The organism is Pseudomonas sp. GW821-FHT09H03 (genome assembly GCF_059415945.1).
This window is the reverse complement of record NZ_JBWKOF010000016.1, coordinates 53,611-68,011: the sequence shown is the minus strand read 5'-3', so window position 1 is coordinate 68,011 and position 14,401 is coordinate 53,611. Positions and strand designations below refer to the sequence as shown.

The following is a 14,401-nucleotide window of genomic DNA, read 5'->3' as shown; positions in this document are numbered from 1 at the left end:
CCTGAACTGACTGCCTTGTATTCCCGACCGGAGTCTTTTCATGCGGTGAAGTAAAGCAGGCATAATACCGCGCACTTTTGCCGTCCATTGCCTTGCCACCTGAACGGGTCATCCTTGAACCAACGTCCGCCATCTTGCAGCTTGCGCCCCTCGGCCTGTCCGGGGTTGCTGCGTATTGTCCCGGCACTGGATGGCGGTATCTGCCGGATCAAGCTTGCGGGTGGGTCGATCAGCAGCGCACAGGCCGTAGCGGTGGCAGCAGCGGCTGAACAGTTCGCCGGTGGTGTGATCGAGGCAACCAACCGCGCCAACCTGCAGATTCGCGGCATTGGCAGTGCGCACGCGGCATTAATCGACAGCCTGCTGGCTACCGGGTTGGGGCCGCGCACGGCGGCGGGCGATGATGTGCGCAATCTGATGCTCAGCCCGGGCGCCGGGATTGATCGGCACTTGCTGGTCGACACACGCCCGTTGGCGCAACAGATCCTCGCCACGCTGCAGAGTCATGAACCTTTCCACGATCTCAGCGCCAAGTTTGCCGTACAACTCGATGGTGGCGAGGCCCTGGCGATGCTCGAACATCCCCATGACCTGTGGCTCTCGGCATTTGTGCAAAACGGCGAACGACGGCTGGCATTCGGTCTGGCGGGATGTCCCACGGACAGGCCGGCTGGTTCGGTTGCCCTCGACGATGGCCATGATCTGGTGGTCGCTGTGCTTGAGTTGTTCCTCGACCTTGCGCGACCCGAGCAAACGCGGATGCGCCATTTGTTGGCCGAGTACAGGGGCGAGGATTTGCTGGCGCGGCTTGCCACGCGTGTAGCCGTTCAGGCCGTTGTCGATTGGCAGCGTGTCCCGCACGCAGATGTCCTGCACATTGGTAGCCACCCCCAGGCTGATCCTGCTTTCGTTTATGTAGGGGCGGCGCCTCCTTTGGGTCGCCTAGCGCCGGCGATGCTCCGGGGCGCGGCGCAACTCGCCCAGGACTTCGGCGACGCCAGCCTGCGTTTCACACCATGGCAAAGCCTGTTGTTGCCCAATGTCCGATTGGCTGATGCCGTTGAAGTCATCCAGCGTCTACAAGGGCTGGGCCTGCAGTGTCAGGCCAGTCATCCGTTGACCGGTTTGATTGCCTGTACCGGTTCACAGGGGTGCGCCAAGGGGCTGGCCGACACCAAGGGCGATGCGCTGCAATTGGCGGCGCTGCTGCAACGTCAGGGGGCTGCGCTGAATGTGCATTTGAGCGGATGCCCGCGCTCCTGTGCCGCCGCACACACCGCACCCGTCACACTCCTGGCCATCGCCCCCGGTTACTACGACCTCTATTTTCGCGATCCAGCGCAGCCGGGTTTCGGCACGCTGCACGCACGCAACCTTACTATTGAAGCGGCCGCGACCTTGCTCGACGCCCACTCTCGGAGCCCCCTTGATGCTTGATTACATCCGCGACGGTCAGGAGATCTATCGCAACTCCTTCGCGATCATTCGCGCCGAGGCCAACCTCGACCGTATCCCGGCCGATCTGGAGAAACTCGCCGTCCGTGTGATCCATGCCTGCGGCATGGTCGAGGCCATCGACGGTTTGCAGTTTTCCGAAGGGGCGGGCAAGGCCGGGCGCGACGCGCTGGCCGCCGGCGCGCCTATCCTGTGCGATGCGCGGATGGTCAGCGAAGGTGTGACCCGTGCCCGTTTGCCGGCGAACAATCCGGTGATCTGCACGCTGCGCGATGACAGCGTGCCGGAGCTGGCACGTGAACTGGGCAACACCCGTTCCGCTGCCGCGCTGGAACTGTGGCGCCCGCATCTGGAAGGCAGCGTGGTGGTGATTGGCAACGCGCCGACCGCACTGTTCTACTTGCTGGAAATGCTCGATGCCGGCGCACCGAAACCGGCACTGATCCTCGGTTTCCCGGTGGGCTTCGTCGGTGCCGCCGAGTCCAAGGCGATGCTCGCGGCGGATAGCCGTGGCGTGCCGTTTGTCATCATGCAAGGTCGCCTGGGCGGTAGCGCCATGGCCGCCGCCGCCGTCAATGCCCTCGCCACGGAGATCGAATAATGCAGCAACCTGGACGATTGATCGGCCTTGGCGTGGGCCCCGGTGATCCGGAACTGATTACTGTCAAAGCGTTGCGCTTGCTGCGCGAGTCTCCGGTGGTGGCGTACTTCGTCGCCAAGGGCAAGAAGGGCAATGCCTTCGGCATAATTGAAGCGCATTTGCAGGACGCTCAAACCTTGCTGCCGCTGGTGTATCCGGTGACCACCGAAGCTTTGCCGGCGCCGCTGTCCTATGAGCAGGTGATCAGCGACTTTTATGATGACGCTGCACAGGAGCTCGCTGCGCATCTGGACGCGGGTCGTGATGTGGCAGTGATCTGCGAAGGCGATCCGTTCTTCTATGGCTCCTACATGTACCTGCACGACCGGCTCGCCGAGCGCTATCAGGCCGAAGTCGTACCAGGCGTGTGCTCGATGCTCGGCGGTGCTTCGGTGCTGGGGGCGCCGCTGGTGTATCGCAATCAGAGCCTGTCGGTGTTGTCCGGCGTGCTGCCTCACGATGATCTCAAACGCCGTCTGGCTGATGCCGATGCGGCGGTAATCATGAAGCTGGGGCGTAACTTTCCCAAGGTGCGTCAGGTGCTGGAAGAACTCGGTTTGGCCGAACGCGCGTTGTATGTCGAGCGCGCGACCATGGCCAATCAGAAGATCGTGCCACTGGATCAGGTCGAACCGATGTCCTCGCCTTACTTCTCGTTGATCATCGTTCCGGGTGAAAGGTGGCAAGGCTGATGACTCGTCCAGCTCCGGCAATTGTCATTCTCGGCAATGGCAGCCTCGCCACCGCGCGCAAGATTCAACAGGTGTACCCCGGCGCCTTGATCCACGGCCTGGTCGGGCGGGTCGAGGGCGCGGACCGTGACTATCATGAATTCGGCGCGACCTTGCGCGAGCTGTATCAGCAAGACTCGCCGATCATTGCCCTGTGCGCCGCCGGTATCGTGATCCGCACGCTGGCGCCGTTGTTGCTGGAGAAGGGCGCCGAGCCGCCGGTGCTCGCGGTGGCCGAAGATGGCAGCGCCGTGGTGCCGCTGCTCGGTGGCCTTGGCGGGGTGAATGTCATGGCACGGGAAATTGCGGCCGGGCTGCAGGTTGCAGCGGCGATCACCACCAGTGGCGAATTGCGCTTCGGTACCTGCCTGCTCAATCCGCCCAGCGGCTACACCCTTGGCGATCTGGAGCTGGGCAAGCGTTTCGTTTCCGATCTGCTGGCCGGGCACAGCGTGCGTGTCGAAGGTAACGCGCCCTGGCTGGATCAGGCGCAGTTGCCCGAGGATCCGGCGGCGCTTCGTTCGATTCATGTCGGCAGCGCCGCGCGTGAGGCCAGGGCTGATGAATTACTGATCTATCCACGGAGTGTCGCCGTGGCGGTCAGCACTGGTGTGGTGGATGTGCCGCAGGCGATTAACGCGGCGTTGCAGCAGGCCAACGTCGCGGTGCAATCGGTGGCTTGCCTTGTGGCGGCTGACAATGAAATGGCCAACCCCATGCTGCGTGAAGCGGCGCTGGAGTTGGGCGTGCCGCTGCGCTTCGTGGCGCCGGCGGTCGATATCGGCGCCTTGGCCCGTAGTGCGGTGCCTGGAGCGACCGTCGAAGTGCCCCTCGACAATATTGCGATTGCCATAGCCGATCAGCCGCTGCAAGTCGCGCAAATCGGCAAGGCGCGCGGGCGACTGGCAGTAATCGGCCTCGGCCCGGGCGCAGCCGAGCTGATGGTGCCGGCGGTCAAGGCCGAACTGGCGCGGGCCACCGATGTACTGGGTTACGAAACCTACGTGCGCATGGCCGGGCCGTTTCGCGCCGATCAAGTGCTGCACTGCACCGACAACCGCGAAGAAATGCAGCGTGCCCGCCACGCTTTCGAACTGGCGGCACAGGGTCGTTCGGTGATCGTCGTGTCCTCTGGTGACCCGGGTGTGTTCGCCATGGCGGCGGCAGTACTTGAGGCGTTGCATGAGTCGAGTGATCCGGCCTGGCATAACGTCGATCTGGAAATTCTGCCGGGGGTATCCGCGTCGCTCGCCACCGCTGCTCAGGCCGGTGCGCCGCTGGGGCATGACTTCTGCGTAATGTCCCTGTCGGACAACCTCAAACCCTGGTCGATCATCGAGAAGCGACTGGATCTGGCTGCCGAAGCAGATCTGGCGCTGGCGTTCTACAACCCGATCTCCCGCTCCCGGCCTTGGCAACTGGGGCGTGCGCTGGAGATCGTCGCACGGCATCGCATCGCTGCAACGCCGGTGGTGCTGGGCAGGGATATCGGTCGGCCGGGCCAGACCTTGCGTGTCACCACGCTGGGAGCCTTGACCCCGGATCAAGTGGATATGCGCACCATGGTGCTGATCGGTTCGTCCACTACCTGTGTATTCCCTCGCGCCGGCGGCGGCGAATGGGTTTACACACCGCGCTGGTATGAAACCCGGCCGGTTTCCTGAAGTCATGCGGCCCCGCCCGGGGCCGCTGGCCTAAGTTCAAGTCCATGAATGGTTAGTGTCCTGAATAATAATTGTGCGACGTGCGTTCTGCTACGTTCAACAGTTGTAATGGTTTTTTCTTGCTTTGGATTTGACGCGCCAAGTTTGCTGTTTTAGTTTCTGATATGTCGCATGGCGCGACTTATTATTAAAAGGAAACTTGATATGACTAATGGAATAGAAAAGCCGCTTGTTCTGAATGCTTTTGATGACGAAATGCAGGATGAATATTTTATGAGTCTTTGTCCTGAGCTGGAGTGTGTTGCGCAGCGCTCAAAGCGTCCCAGGACTATGCTCGGTGGTTCATCAGGTGTTGTTGCAGAGAGTATTGATACAGCAGTGGTAGGTCCCTCGCTTGTCGTATTTGATGAAATGCTTTCGGATGACGACAAACAAGACGCTCTGGACAGTCAGCAGTTTGCAGAAGCTGTAGTGAGTCTTCTGCCAAAAGGAACCAGTAATGAAGAGCGTTATTTGAAGTACAACGAAGCCTTGTTGGCAGTTGGCTGGGTGACGGAAAGCTTTACTTATAAGAGATACGTCAGCGAGCAATTTACCCTTACGATGAATGAGGCGGTGTTGCAGGTGCTTGAGACCGTTATCTCCGGCGCTTCCGGCAACGTGCTCAACATGGTGGCGTCGGGTTTCAGCAAGTTGAAGGGGGATAAGGACGCGCTGAAAATAGTGGATTCAGGCAGCAAGAAAAACGATGTTGTCAGCTTCAAGGCAGTTCCATGCATCGCGGTGAAAGGCGGCGGTATGGCAATGCTGACGGGAGGGCTAGACCTGGTTGATAAAGAATACAATGGAAACTTTTTGTTTGTTACCTACAAAACCCAAGGGTTAAAGATTTTTCAGGCGGCAGGTGTGCGTAAATTTAACCGTCGCGCGTTCGATCGTAAGAGAAATATGGTGTATGCATACAATGATAAAAATGCCGACGGTCTCTTTAAGAAAGTGACGGGGGAATAAGAAAGGGCAGAAATTTTCGCTGTTTTAACTGTGCAGAGCTGATGATCTGGAGCGGACATGACAGTGCCCATTAATGCCGCCATAGTAGGTGGCTGCTTGTTATCCTTCACCCAAGGTGTAAGTTTGCAGGATCAGCAGGATATACAAGACAGTCTGCTGTACGCGGAGTTGGCTGCGAATGAAAAATATCCAGGCAAGGTTTCGAAAAAAATCTGGTTCGACTATTTTCAGGGGCGCTTGCTCAAAGCGGGTTACAGGCTAAAGACCGTTGTTCCATCCGAGCCATTGCGGGTGTCGAGTGTCAACCAATTGCTGTCGGTCAGCCATACGATGATTGGCCGGTTGGGAATGGAACGTTTGGGGCAGCTCTTCGAGGACACTTACAAGGCTTTGAAGCTGGACGAATTTGCCTGGAATTTCTTTCGTGGCAATGTCGCAGGTGCTGGCTCGGGGATACTCAAGTGCGCTCCTTGCGAACGCACGCCTTCAGGTGAGGTGATCGTCTGCTTGCTTGGCTTGCGCTACAGCGCGACGTTGATCGAGAGCGAGTTCTTCTTCTGGAGTGAGTTCGAAAAAGAGGTGGTCATCATCCCGGACGGTGCTGTGTTTGTCTTTGATCGGGAGATGTTTGAAAGCTACCGTAGCCGAGTTCAGGCGAAGATCGATGCTTATTCGGCGAAGGCGTTCGTGTGTACACTCAAACGCTGAGTGATTGTTTACTTGTAGTGCGGCAAGGGCCTTGTACTGCACAAGGCCCTGCTTTTCCAGTACGGGCAAATGCGCGGACAACTGCGAGTATCAGGGCACCAGATACCCTTTCACCCCGGTAAAAATAATCTGCGCCGCCAACGCACACACAAACAACCCCATCAACCGGCTGACAATCTGCAAGCCCTGGTCACCCAGAATGCGCTCGATGCGGCTCGACAGGTACAGCACCACCCCCACGGTGAAACTGGCCAGGGCGATACTGAGAATGGCTGTGAGCTTGTCGTCCCAATGCGGCTGGCCTATGCCCATTACCAGCAAGGCACCGATCGTGCCGGGGCCGACCGTCAGCGGGATGGTCAGCGGGACGATGGTGACATCCTGCTGCACGTTGTCGGTCTGTACCGCCGATTTGCCCTGGGCCATGCCCAGTGCCGAGATGAACAGCACACTGCCGGCACCGATGCGGAAGGCGTCCACCGTGATGCCGAAGACACCGAAAATCATCCGGCCGAACAGATACAGGAGCACGCTCGAGACCAGGGTGGCGAACGCCACTTTCCAGGCCAGCCGCTTCTGTTCCTTGCGTGAATAACCGCGTGTCAGGCTGATGAAGCAGGACAAGACGAAGAACGGGCTGTAGAGCACCAGCATCTTCAGGTAAACGCTGAACAACTCGTGGAGCATGGTGCGTAGCTCGTCGGTGAGGAAGGTCGAGGGGAGTCTATCAGGCGTTTTGAAGTCTGTCGGCTCAAGAGGTATGGGTCGCTGCGCGATTCTGCTGGTCGCGCTGGGCGACCCAGTGTTCGATCAGGTCGCGCAACTGCGACAGTTCAACCGGTTTGGCCATGTGTCCGTCCATGCCGGCCTGGCGTGCACGCTCTTTATGTTCGGCAAGGATATGGGCGGTCAATGCCACCACCGGGGTGCGGACCCGCTGGTTGCCGACTTCCCAGGCGCGCAGTTGCTGGGTCGCCGAGAAGCCGTCGAGGATCGGCATTTCGCAGTCCATCAGGACCAGGTCGTAACGCTGGGCCTTCATCGCTTGCAAGGCTTCTTCGCCATTGCAGGCGGTGTCCGGGTGAAGGTTGAGCTTGCCGAGCATGCCGCGGATGACCTTGGTCGAGATGCTGTTGTCCTCGGCCACCAGAATGCGGAAATCACTCGGAACCATGACCGCCGGGCTCGGGCCGATTTGTGGTTGCTGGGTGACAATCAGGCCTTTGTTGCGTTGGGTCAGTTCGTCGGCCAGGGTCGTCTTGAGGGTATAACCGGCCACCGGTTTGGCGAGGATGCGCTTGATGCCTGAATTGCGCGCAATGATCTTGCTGGGCGCGTTGCTGATGCCGGTGAGCATGATCAGCAGGATGTCGTGGTTCAGGCTCGGGTCTTCCTTGATCTTGGCTGCCAGTTGCATGCCGGTCATGCCGGGCATGTTCTGGTCGAGCAGGACCGCGTCGAAATAATCGCGCAGGTGCGCCTTGGTACGCAGCAATGCCAGGGCCTCCTTGCCGGATGAGGCCGCACTCACGTTCAGGCCCCAGGCAGTGCACTGCTGAACCAACACTTTGCGACAAGTGTCGTTGTCGTCCACCACCAGCACGCGGGCACCTTGCAACGGGCCATCGAGGTCGGAGGTCGGGTGTTCGAGGCGGTCCGGGTCGAGGGGTAGGGTCAGCCACAAGGTGCTGCCCTGGTTGTTGCCACTCTTGATACCGAACTCGCCTTGCATCAGGCGAATCAACTGGCGAGCGATCACCAGCCCCAGATTTCCGCCCAGATGGGTGGCCGAGAGGAAGTGCCGGCTGTGCAGTTCGGCATGCATGAGCGCGTCGCGCTCCTGGGCGTCCATCGGCTCGCCGCTGTCCTGCACGGCGATGCGCAGGCGCGGTTTGGTCGTCCGTTCATCCAGTGCCACGACGATCAGGATTTCACCTTCGTCGGTTTTCTTCAGGGCATTTTCCAGCAGGCTCAGCAGGGTCTGACGCAAACGGGTAGGGTCGCCGCTGATCACCCGCGGCACCTGCGGTTGAATGAAGCTGATCAGTTCGACGTTCTGCTGCTCGGCCTTGGCGCGGAAGATGCTCAGGCAGTCCTCGATCAACGCATTGAGGTCGAACTGCACATCATCGAGTTCTATCTGCCCGGATTCGAGCTTGGAAATGTCGAGAATTTCGTTGATCAGCGTCAGCAGTTCATTACCGGCGCTGTGGATGGTTTGTACATAGTCGCGCTGCTTGACCGAGAGTGGCGTGCCCAGCAGCAGCTCGGTCATGCCCAGTACGCCATTCATCGGGGTGCGGATCTCATGACTGATCTTCGCCAGGAACTCGGCCTTGGCGTTGATCTCGGCGTTGCTGGCAGCCAGGTCGCGGCTGATGCTGAAACGGTCTTCGGTGATACTGCGCTGGCGCTCGCTCAAGGCGATGCTCATCAGCAAACCACTGATGCAGACGAAGGCGAGCAGGGTGGTGATCAAACCTTGGGGTTCGATCAACGTCAGCCCCAGCAGGGCAGGCAGGATCACCAGGGTCCCGAGGTTGAATACCACCATGGCGGCCACGAAATAGCGTGCCGGGCGATAGCCTTTTTGCCAGTGATAAGCGCTCACGAACAGCATGGTCAGACCGGCCAGGGCAACCAGGGCGTAGGTGATCAGGTTCAGTGGCAGGGTGTTGACGAACAGCAGCATCAGGCTACAGGCCGTGATGATGACGACCTCACCCAGCAGTATCCTGTTCAGCGGATGCGGACCGAGTGGCGAGAAGAACTGGTAAGCGAGCATAAGGCCGCAAGGTGCCGTCAGCAATAACGCCAGGTAAGCGCCCGGCGTTTGCAGTGCGCGCCAGTCCGGCAGCCATGGCCCGGCCAGGTTCAACAACAGCATCAGGCTGAGCATTAACATCGCTTCGCATGACGCCAGCCACAAACTGCTGCGTGACCGGGTGTAGGCATAGCGGATGAGGTTGTGCAGGACGAGCATGCCGATGCACCCGAACAGCAGGCCATAAATCAGCATCTGGGTTTGTCTGGCCGCGGTCACGACCGCCGATTGCAGGGTGATGTAAGGTCGCAACTGGTGGTCGGAGGCCAGTTGCAGATAAACGTCGAGGGGTTTCTCGCTTTGTGGCAACGGCAACATGAAGTCGGTACTGGGCAGTGGCCGCTCAGCCAGGGGCTGTTCGTTGCCCGTGCTGGAGTGTTCGATCAGAGTGTCGCCATCGAGCACATACAGATTCAACTGGCGCAGGTCGGGTGCGAAGACTCGCAACAGTTGTTCATGCTTGCCCGGGGTAAGCCTGAAGCGTAACCATAGCGCGCCACCGGGTTCGGCCGCGGTGATGTGGTCGAGTTCGATGGGGCTGAATTGATTGGTGTAACGTGCGGAGCGGATGTCGCTCAGTTGCAGATCGCCCTGTTCGTCGAGCAATATCGCCCAGCCACTGCCTTGCGCGGCCAAGGCCGGCAGCATGCAGAGCAAGGTCACCAGCGTGACGGTTAAACTTATGGCATTCCTGAGCCAGCGCACGGCGAAATCCCTTCTTAGGTTGATGCCATAATATAACGATGCGCGGCGCGGCAATAGCCAGGCAAGGGCCCGTGGTCCTTGCCTGGCGTGGTGCTTACCTTATTCCTGGTTCTCGCCACGCTCGCGGGCAATGGCGCGATAGCCAATGTCCTTGCGATAGAAACAGCCTTCCCAGTCAATCTTTGCCGCCAGCTCGTAGGCCTGCTGTTGAGCAGCATCCACGCTGGCACCCATGGCAGTGGCGCACAGCACCCGACCACCGGCTGTCACGACCTGACCATCCTTGAGCGCAGTGCCCGCGTGGAATACTTTGCCTTCCAGGGTCGCAGCGCTATCCAGCCCATTGATGGCTGTACCCTTGGCGTAGTCACCAGGATAGCCGCCAGCGGCCAGGACGATGCCGACGCTCGGGCGCGGGTCCCATTGGGCTTCAACCTTGTCCAGCGCCTGTGCCAGGGCTGCTTCGACCAGCAGCACCAGGCTCGACTGCAAACGCAGCATGACCGGCTGGGTCTCCGGGTCACCGAAACGGCAGTTGAACTCGATGACTTTCGGATTGCCCGCCTTGTCGATCATCAGACCGGCGTACAGGAAACCAGTGTAGACGTTACCTTCCTCGGCCATGCCGCGAACGGTCGGCCAGATCACCAGGTCCATGACACGCTTGTGCACCTCGGCGGTGACCACTGGAGCCGGGGAATAGGCACCCATGCCGCCGGTGTTCGGGCCGGTGTCGCCGTCGCCGACGCGTTTGTGGTCCTGGCTGGTGGCCATTGGCAGTACATTCTTGCCGTCGACCATGACGATGAAGCTGGCTTCTTCGCCGTCGAGGAACTCTTCGATCACCACTCGCGAACCGGCGTCACCGAAAGCATTGCCAGCCAGCATATCGCGCACGGCGTCTTCGGCTTCGGCCAGGGTCATGGCGACGATCACGCCTTTACCGGCAGCCAGGCCGTCGGCCTTGATCACGATCGGTGCGCCTTTTTCACGCAGGTAAGCCAGGGCTGGCTCGATCTCGGTGAAGTTCTGGTAATCGGCGGTCGGGATCTTGTGGCGAGCCAGGAAGTCCTTGGTGAAAGCTTTCGAACCTTCCAGCTGAGCGGCGCCAGCAGTGGGGCCGAAGCAATCCAGGCCACGGCTGCGGAACAGATCCACAACACCGGCAACCAGTGGCACTTCAGGACCGACGATGGTCAGGGAAACGTTTTTCTCGGCAAAGTCTGCCAGTTGCTCAAGCGCCAGTACGTCGATGGCGACGTTCTCGCACTTGGCTTCGATGGCGGTACCGGCGTTGCCCGGGGCCACGAAAACTTTCTGCACGCGCGGATCCTGAGCCACTTTCCAGGCCAAGGCGTGTTCGCGGCCACCGCTGCCAATGATCAAAACATTCATTTCAAAAACCTCGGATGACGCTAATTCTGTTGAGCACCGCTGGGGTGCTTTTCTGTGGGAGCGGCGGTGCGACGATTCGACTTGATCGCGAAAGCGGAGTGTCAGTCGAAACAGTTGTCGCTGACAGATTGCATTCGCGAGCAAGCCCGCTCCCACATTTGGATCGAGTTGAATCAGTGACGGAAGTGGCGCATGCCGGTGAAGACCATGGCGATGCCGGCTTCATCAGCTGCTGCAATCACTTCATTGTCACGCATCGAGCCGCCTGGCTGGATCACTGCGGTGATGCCGACCTTGGCCGCGTTATCCAGGCCGTCGCGGAACGGGAAGAATGCGTCGGAGGCCATTACCGAGCCTGCCACTTGCAGGCCAGCATGTTCGGCCTTGATTGCAGCAATACGCGCGGAGTTCACGCGGCTCATCTGGCCGGCGCCGACACCGATGGTCTGGCGGTTCTTGGCGTAGACGATGGCATTGGACTTGACGTACTTGGCGACTTTCCAGGCGAAGATCAGGTCGTGGATTTCCTGCTCGGTCGGCGCGCGCTTGGTCACGACCTTCAGGTCGTCGGCGCTGATCATGCCGATGTCGCGGCTCTGTACCAGCAGGCCACCGTTGACGCGCTTGTAGTCCCAGGCAGCGGCGCGATCAGCCGACCACTCGCCGCAGGCCAGCAGGCGTACGTTGGCTTTGGCGGCTACGATGGCGCGGGCTTCTTCGCTGACGCTAGGGGCGATGATCACTTCGACGAACTGACGCTCGACGATGGCTTTGGCGGTTTCAGCATCCAGTTCGCGGTTGAAGGCGATGATGCCGCCGAAAGCGGATTCGGTGTCGGTAGCGTAAGCCAGGTCGTAGGCCTTGCGGATGCCGCCTTCGGCGTCCGGGCTCACGGCCACGCCGCACGGGTTGGCGTGCTTGACGATCACGCAAGCCGGTTTGACGAAGCTCTTCACGCATTCCAGCGCGGCGTCGGTGTCGGCCACGTTGTTGTACGACAGTTCCTTGCCCTGCAGTTGGGTCGCGGTGGCGATGCCGACTTCGGCAGGCTTGGCTTCAACATAGAACGCCGCGCTCTGGTGCGGGTTCTCGCCGTAGCGCATTTCCTGGGCCTTGATGAACTGGCTGTTGAAAGTGCGCGGGAATTCGCTGCGACCTTCGGTGCTCAGTACTTCGGCAGCCTGGTTAACGGTGCCCATGTAGTTGGCGATCATGCCGTCGTAGGCTGCGGTGTGTTCGAAGGCCTTGAGCATCAGGTCGAAACGCTGAGCGTAGGTCAGGCCGCCGGCCTTGAGGCCTTCCAGGACACTGGCGTAGTCGCTGGCGTTGACCACGATGGCCACGTCTTTGTGGTTCTTCGCTGCCGAACGAACCATGGTCGGGCCGCCGATGTCGATGTTCTCGATCGCTGTCGGCAGGTCGCATCCTGGCTTGTTGATGGTGGCTTCGAACGGGTACAGGTTGACCGCTACCAGGTCGATCGGCTTGATGCCGTGCTCGTTCATGATGGCGTCATCGATACCGCGACGACCAAGGATGCCGCCGTGGATTTTCGGGTGCAGGGTCTTTACCCGACCGTCCATCATTTCTGCAAAACCGGTGTAATCCGCGACTTCCACTGCGGCAATGCCGTTGTCCTGCAGCAGCTTGAACGTTCCGCCGGTGGAGAGGATCTCGACGCCCAGGGCTTCAAGCTCCTTGGCGAATTCGAGGATCCCGGTCTTGTCGGAAACGCTGATCAAGGCGCGGCGGATCGGCAGGCGGGTAGTCTGGTCGGTCATCTCAATTTCCATCAAAAGCAAAGGAAGTCAGCAAAAAAGGCGACCGGTTTTACGCGGGCGCCTTTCTGGTTTGATTGAATGCTTACAGCAAATCGTACTGCTTGAGTTTCTTGCGCAGCGTGCCCCGGTTCAGTCCGAGCAGCTCGCTGGCCTTGGTCTGGTTGCCCTTGACGTAGTTCATCACGCACTCGAGCAGGGGAGCCTCGACTTCGGAGAGCACCAGGTTGTACACATCCGTGACGGCAGCGCCCTCAAGGTGGGCGAAATAATTGTGCAGCGCCTTCTCGACACTCCCGCGAAGGGTCTGGCCTTCTTCGCTCGGCGTATTGAGGTGCTGTTTCAAATTCACGTTGTCGCTCACGGGTGTTGTTCCACTCACTAAAGTCTCGGTCATCATCGTCATGCGGCCACCCCTTCTCCGTCCCCTGTCAGGCTCTTGTAACGTTCGGCGAAGAACTCCCGGACGTTGGCGCATTGTGTTTCCGTACCATCCAAACGATTGAAGTGGGCGCGAAATTCCCTGGCGCCCGGCAAGGTTGCGAGATACCAGCCCACATGCTTGCGAGCAATGCGCACACCCATGACATCACCATAAAAGGCGTGCAGGGCAGCCAAATGCTCTAGCAGTATGCGTTCCACCTCGATCAGTTCCAGCGCCGGGAGCTTCTCGCCGGTACGCAGGAAATGGTCGATCTCGCGAAAAATCCACGGCCGCCCCTGGGCGGCCCGGCCAATCAACAGGCCGTCGGCACCGGTCGCGTCGAGCACGTACCGGGCCTTTTCCGGCGAATCGATATCGCCGTTGGCGAAGACCGGAATCGACACGGCCTGCTTGATCGCGGCAATGGTGTCGTATTCGGCTTCACCTGTATAAAGATCGGCACGGGTGCGGCCATGCACCGCCAGCGCCGTAATGCCTGCCTGTTCGGCGATCTTCGCCACCGTCAGGCCGTTCTTGTTGTCCCGGTCCCAGCCGGTACGGATTTTCAGGGTGACCGGCACATCAACCGCAGCCACTACGGCCTGCAGGATCTCGGTGACCAATGCTTCATCCTTCAACAGTGCGGAACCGGCGGCCTTGTTGCAGACCTTCTTCGCCGGACAGCCCATGTTGATATCAATAATCTGTGCGCCCAGCTCGACATTGGCCCGGGCTGCATCCGCCAGCATCCGGGCATCACCACCGGCGATCTGTACCGAGCGTGGCTCGGGATCACCTTCGTGGATCATGCGCATGCGTGATTTGCGGGTGTTCCACAAACTCATGTCACTGGTGACCATTTCCGAAACCACGAGTCCCGCACCCAAACGCTTGCACAGCTGACGAAAGGGCTGGTCGGTGACGCCCGCCATCGGGGCAAGAATCAAGCCGTTATTTAATGCGTATGGACCGATGCGTACCGCCGACATAGGACTTCCCTGTTGTGGGGCCGGATCATGAGAGTTCGAAAAAGGGTTGGCATGATACCCGCTCTCGATGACTGGTT

12 protein-coding genes are annotated in these 14,401 nt (G+C 59.8%); 6 read left to right on the top strand and 6 right to left on the bottom strand.

The genetic code is table 11. The features are described 5' to 3' along the window. Positions 1 to 114 precede the first annotated feature (114 nt). The 6 genes from cobG to AC07OG_RS21405 all read left to right on the top strand — a co-directional run bounded on the left by cobG (position 115) and on the right by AC07OG_RS21405 (position 6,209). Positions 115 to 1,437, top strand: coding sequence for a precorrin-3B synthase (gene cobG / locus AC07OG_RS21430; protein WP_495068024.1), 1,323 nt, complete (start codon positions 115 to 117; stop codon positions 1,435 to 1,437). Next, complete coding sequence (locus tag AC07OG_RS21425; protein WP_019650629.1) at positions 1,430 to 2,056, top strand: precorrin-8X methylmutase; 627 nt, start codon at positions 1,430 to 1,432, stop codon at positions 2,054 to 2,056. Before cobG ends, AC07OG_RS21425 begins: the two co-directional genes overlap by 8 nt. Next, on the top strand, positions 2,056 to 2,787 hold the full coding sequence (locus AC07OG_RS21420; RefSeq protein WP_495068023.1) for a precorrin-2 C(20)-methyltransferase: 732 nt from the start codon (positions 2,056 to 2,058) through the stop codon (positions 2,785 to 2,787). The genes AC07OG_RS21425 and AC07OG_RS21420 overlap by 1 nt, the downstream gene beginning before the upstream one ends. Then, positions 2,787 to 4,490 (top strand): precorrin-3B C(17)-methyltransferase, encoded by a 1,704-nt coding sequence (gene cobJ / locus AC07OG_RS21415; RefSeq protein ID WP_495068022.1) that lies wholly within the window; start codon positions 2,787 to 2,789, stop codon positions 4,488 to 4,490. The genes AC07OG_RS21420 and cobJ overlap by 1 nt, the downstream gene beginning before the upstream one ends. 204 nt (positions 4,491 to 4,694) lie before the next feature. Continuing rightward, positions 4,695 to 5,501, top strand: coding sequence for a hypothetical protein (locus AC07OG_RS21410; protein ID WP_495068021.1), 807 nt, complete (start codon positions 4,695 to 4,697; stop codon positions 5,499 to 5,501). A gap of 57 nt (positions 5,502 to 5,558) precedes the next feature. Next, positions 5,559 to 6,209, top strand: coding sequence for a hypothetical protein (locus AC07OG_RS21405; RefSeq protein WP_218425788.1), 651 nt, complete (start codon positions 5,559 to 5,561; stop codon positions 6,207 to 6,209). A gap of 90 nt (positions 6,210 to 6,299) precedes the next feature. Here the strand turns inward: AC07OG_RS21405 and AC07OG_RS21400 are convergent, their stop codons facing one another. From AC07OG_RS21400 to dusB, 6 genes are all read right to left on the bottom strand, one after another. Next, positions 6,300 to 6,896 (bottom strand): MarC family protein, encoded by a 597-nt coding sequence (locus AC07OG_RS21400; protein ID WP_060542812.1) that lies wholly within the window; start codon positions 6,894 to 6,896, stop codon positions 6,300 to 6,302. A gap of 64 nt (positions 6,897 to 6,960) precedes the next feature. Further along, positions 6,961 to 9,738: a hybrid sensor histidine kinase/response regulator gene (locus AC07OG_RS21395; protein ID WP_495068020.1), complete on the bottom strand. Its 2,778-nt coding sequence runs from the start codon at positions 9,736 to 9,738 to the stop codon at positions 6,961 to 6,963. A 99-nt stretch (positions 9,739 to 9,837) separates the two neighbouring features. Beyond that, complete coding sequence (purD, locus tag AC07OG_RS21390) at positions 9,838 to 11,133, bottom strand: phosphoribosylamine--glycine ligase (protein WP_495068019.1); 1,296 nt, start codon at positions 11,131 to 11,133, stop codon at positions 9,838 to 9,840. A gap of 173 nt (positions 11,134 to 11,306) precedes the next feature. After that, positions 11,307 to 12,914, bottom strand: coding sequence for a bifunctional phosphoribosylaminoimidazolecarboxamide formyltransferase/IMP cyclohydrolase (purH, locus tag AC07OG_RS21385; RefSeq protein ID WP_495068018.1), 1,608 nt, complete (start codon positions 12,912 to 12,914; stop codon positions 11,307 to 11,309). An 82-nt stretch (positions 12,915 to 12,996) separates the two neighbouring features. Next, a complete protein-coding gene (fis, locus tag AC07OG_RS21380; RefSeq protein ID WP_007907419.1) occupies positions 12,997 to 13,317 on the bottom strand; it encodes a DNA-binding transcriptional regulator Fis in 321 nt (106 codons plus the stop codon). Continuing rightward, positions 13,314 to 14,324, bottom strand: a complete 1,011-nt coding sequence (gene dusB / locus AC07OG_RS21375; protein WP_060542816.1) for a tRNA dihydrouridine synthase DusB — start codon at positions 14,322 to 14,324, stop codon at positions 13,314 to 13,316. The genes fis and dusB overlap by 4 nt, the downstream gene beginning before the upstream one ends. Between the last annotated feature and the right edge of the window lie 77 nt (positions 14,325 to 14,401).

Coding starts and splice junctions, on each gene's coding strand:
- AC07OG_RS21410 (WP_495068021.1), top strand. CDS start 4,695: ATGACTAATGGAATAGAAAAGCCGCTTGTTCTGAATGCTTTTGATGAC.
- AC07OG_RS21405 (WP_218425788.1), top strand. CDS start 5,559: ATGACAGTGCCCATTAATGCCGCCATAGTAGGTGGCTGCTTGTTATCC.
- AC07OG_RS21425 (WP_019650629.1), top strand. CDS start 1,430: ATGCTTGATTACATCCGCGACGGTCAGGAGATCTATCGCAACTCCTTC.
- fis (WP_007907419.1), bottom strand. CDS start 13,317: ATGACGATGATGACCGAGACTTTAGTGAGTGGAACAACACCCGTGAGC.
- AC07OG_RS21400 (WP_060542812.1), bottom strand. CDS start 6,896: ATGCTCCACGAGTTGTTCAGCGTTTACCTGAAGATGCTGGTGCTCTAC.
- AC07OG_RS21420 (WP_495068023.1), top strand. CDS start 2,056: ATGCAGCAACCTGGACGATTGATCGGCCTTGGCGTGGGCCCCGGTGAT.
- dusB (WP_060542816.1), bottom strand. CDS start 14,324: ATGTCGGCGGTACGCATCGGTCCATACGCATTAAATAACGGCTTGATT.
- purH (WP_495068018.1), bottom strand. CDS start 12,914: ATGACCGACCAGACTACCCGCCTGCCGATCCGCCGCGCCTTGATCAGC.
- cobJ (WP_495068022.1), top strand. CDS start 2,787: ATGACTCGTCCAGCTCCGGCAATTGTCATTCTCGGCAATGGCAGCCTC.
- purD (WP_495068019.1), bottom strand. CDS start 11,133: ATGAATGTTTTGATCATTGGCAGCGGTGGCCGCGAACACGCCTTGGCC.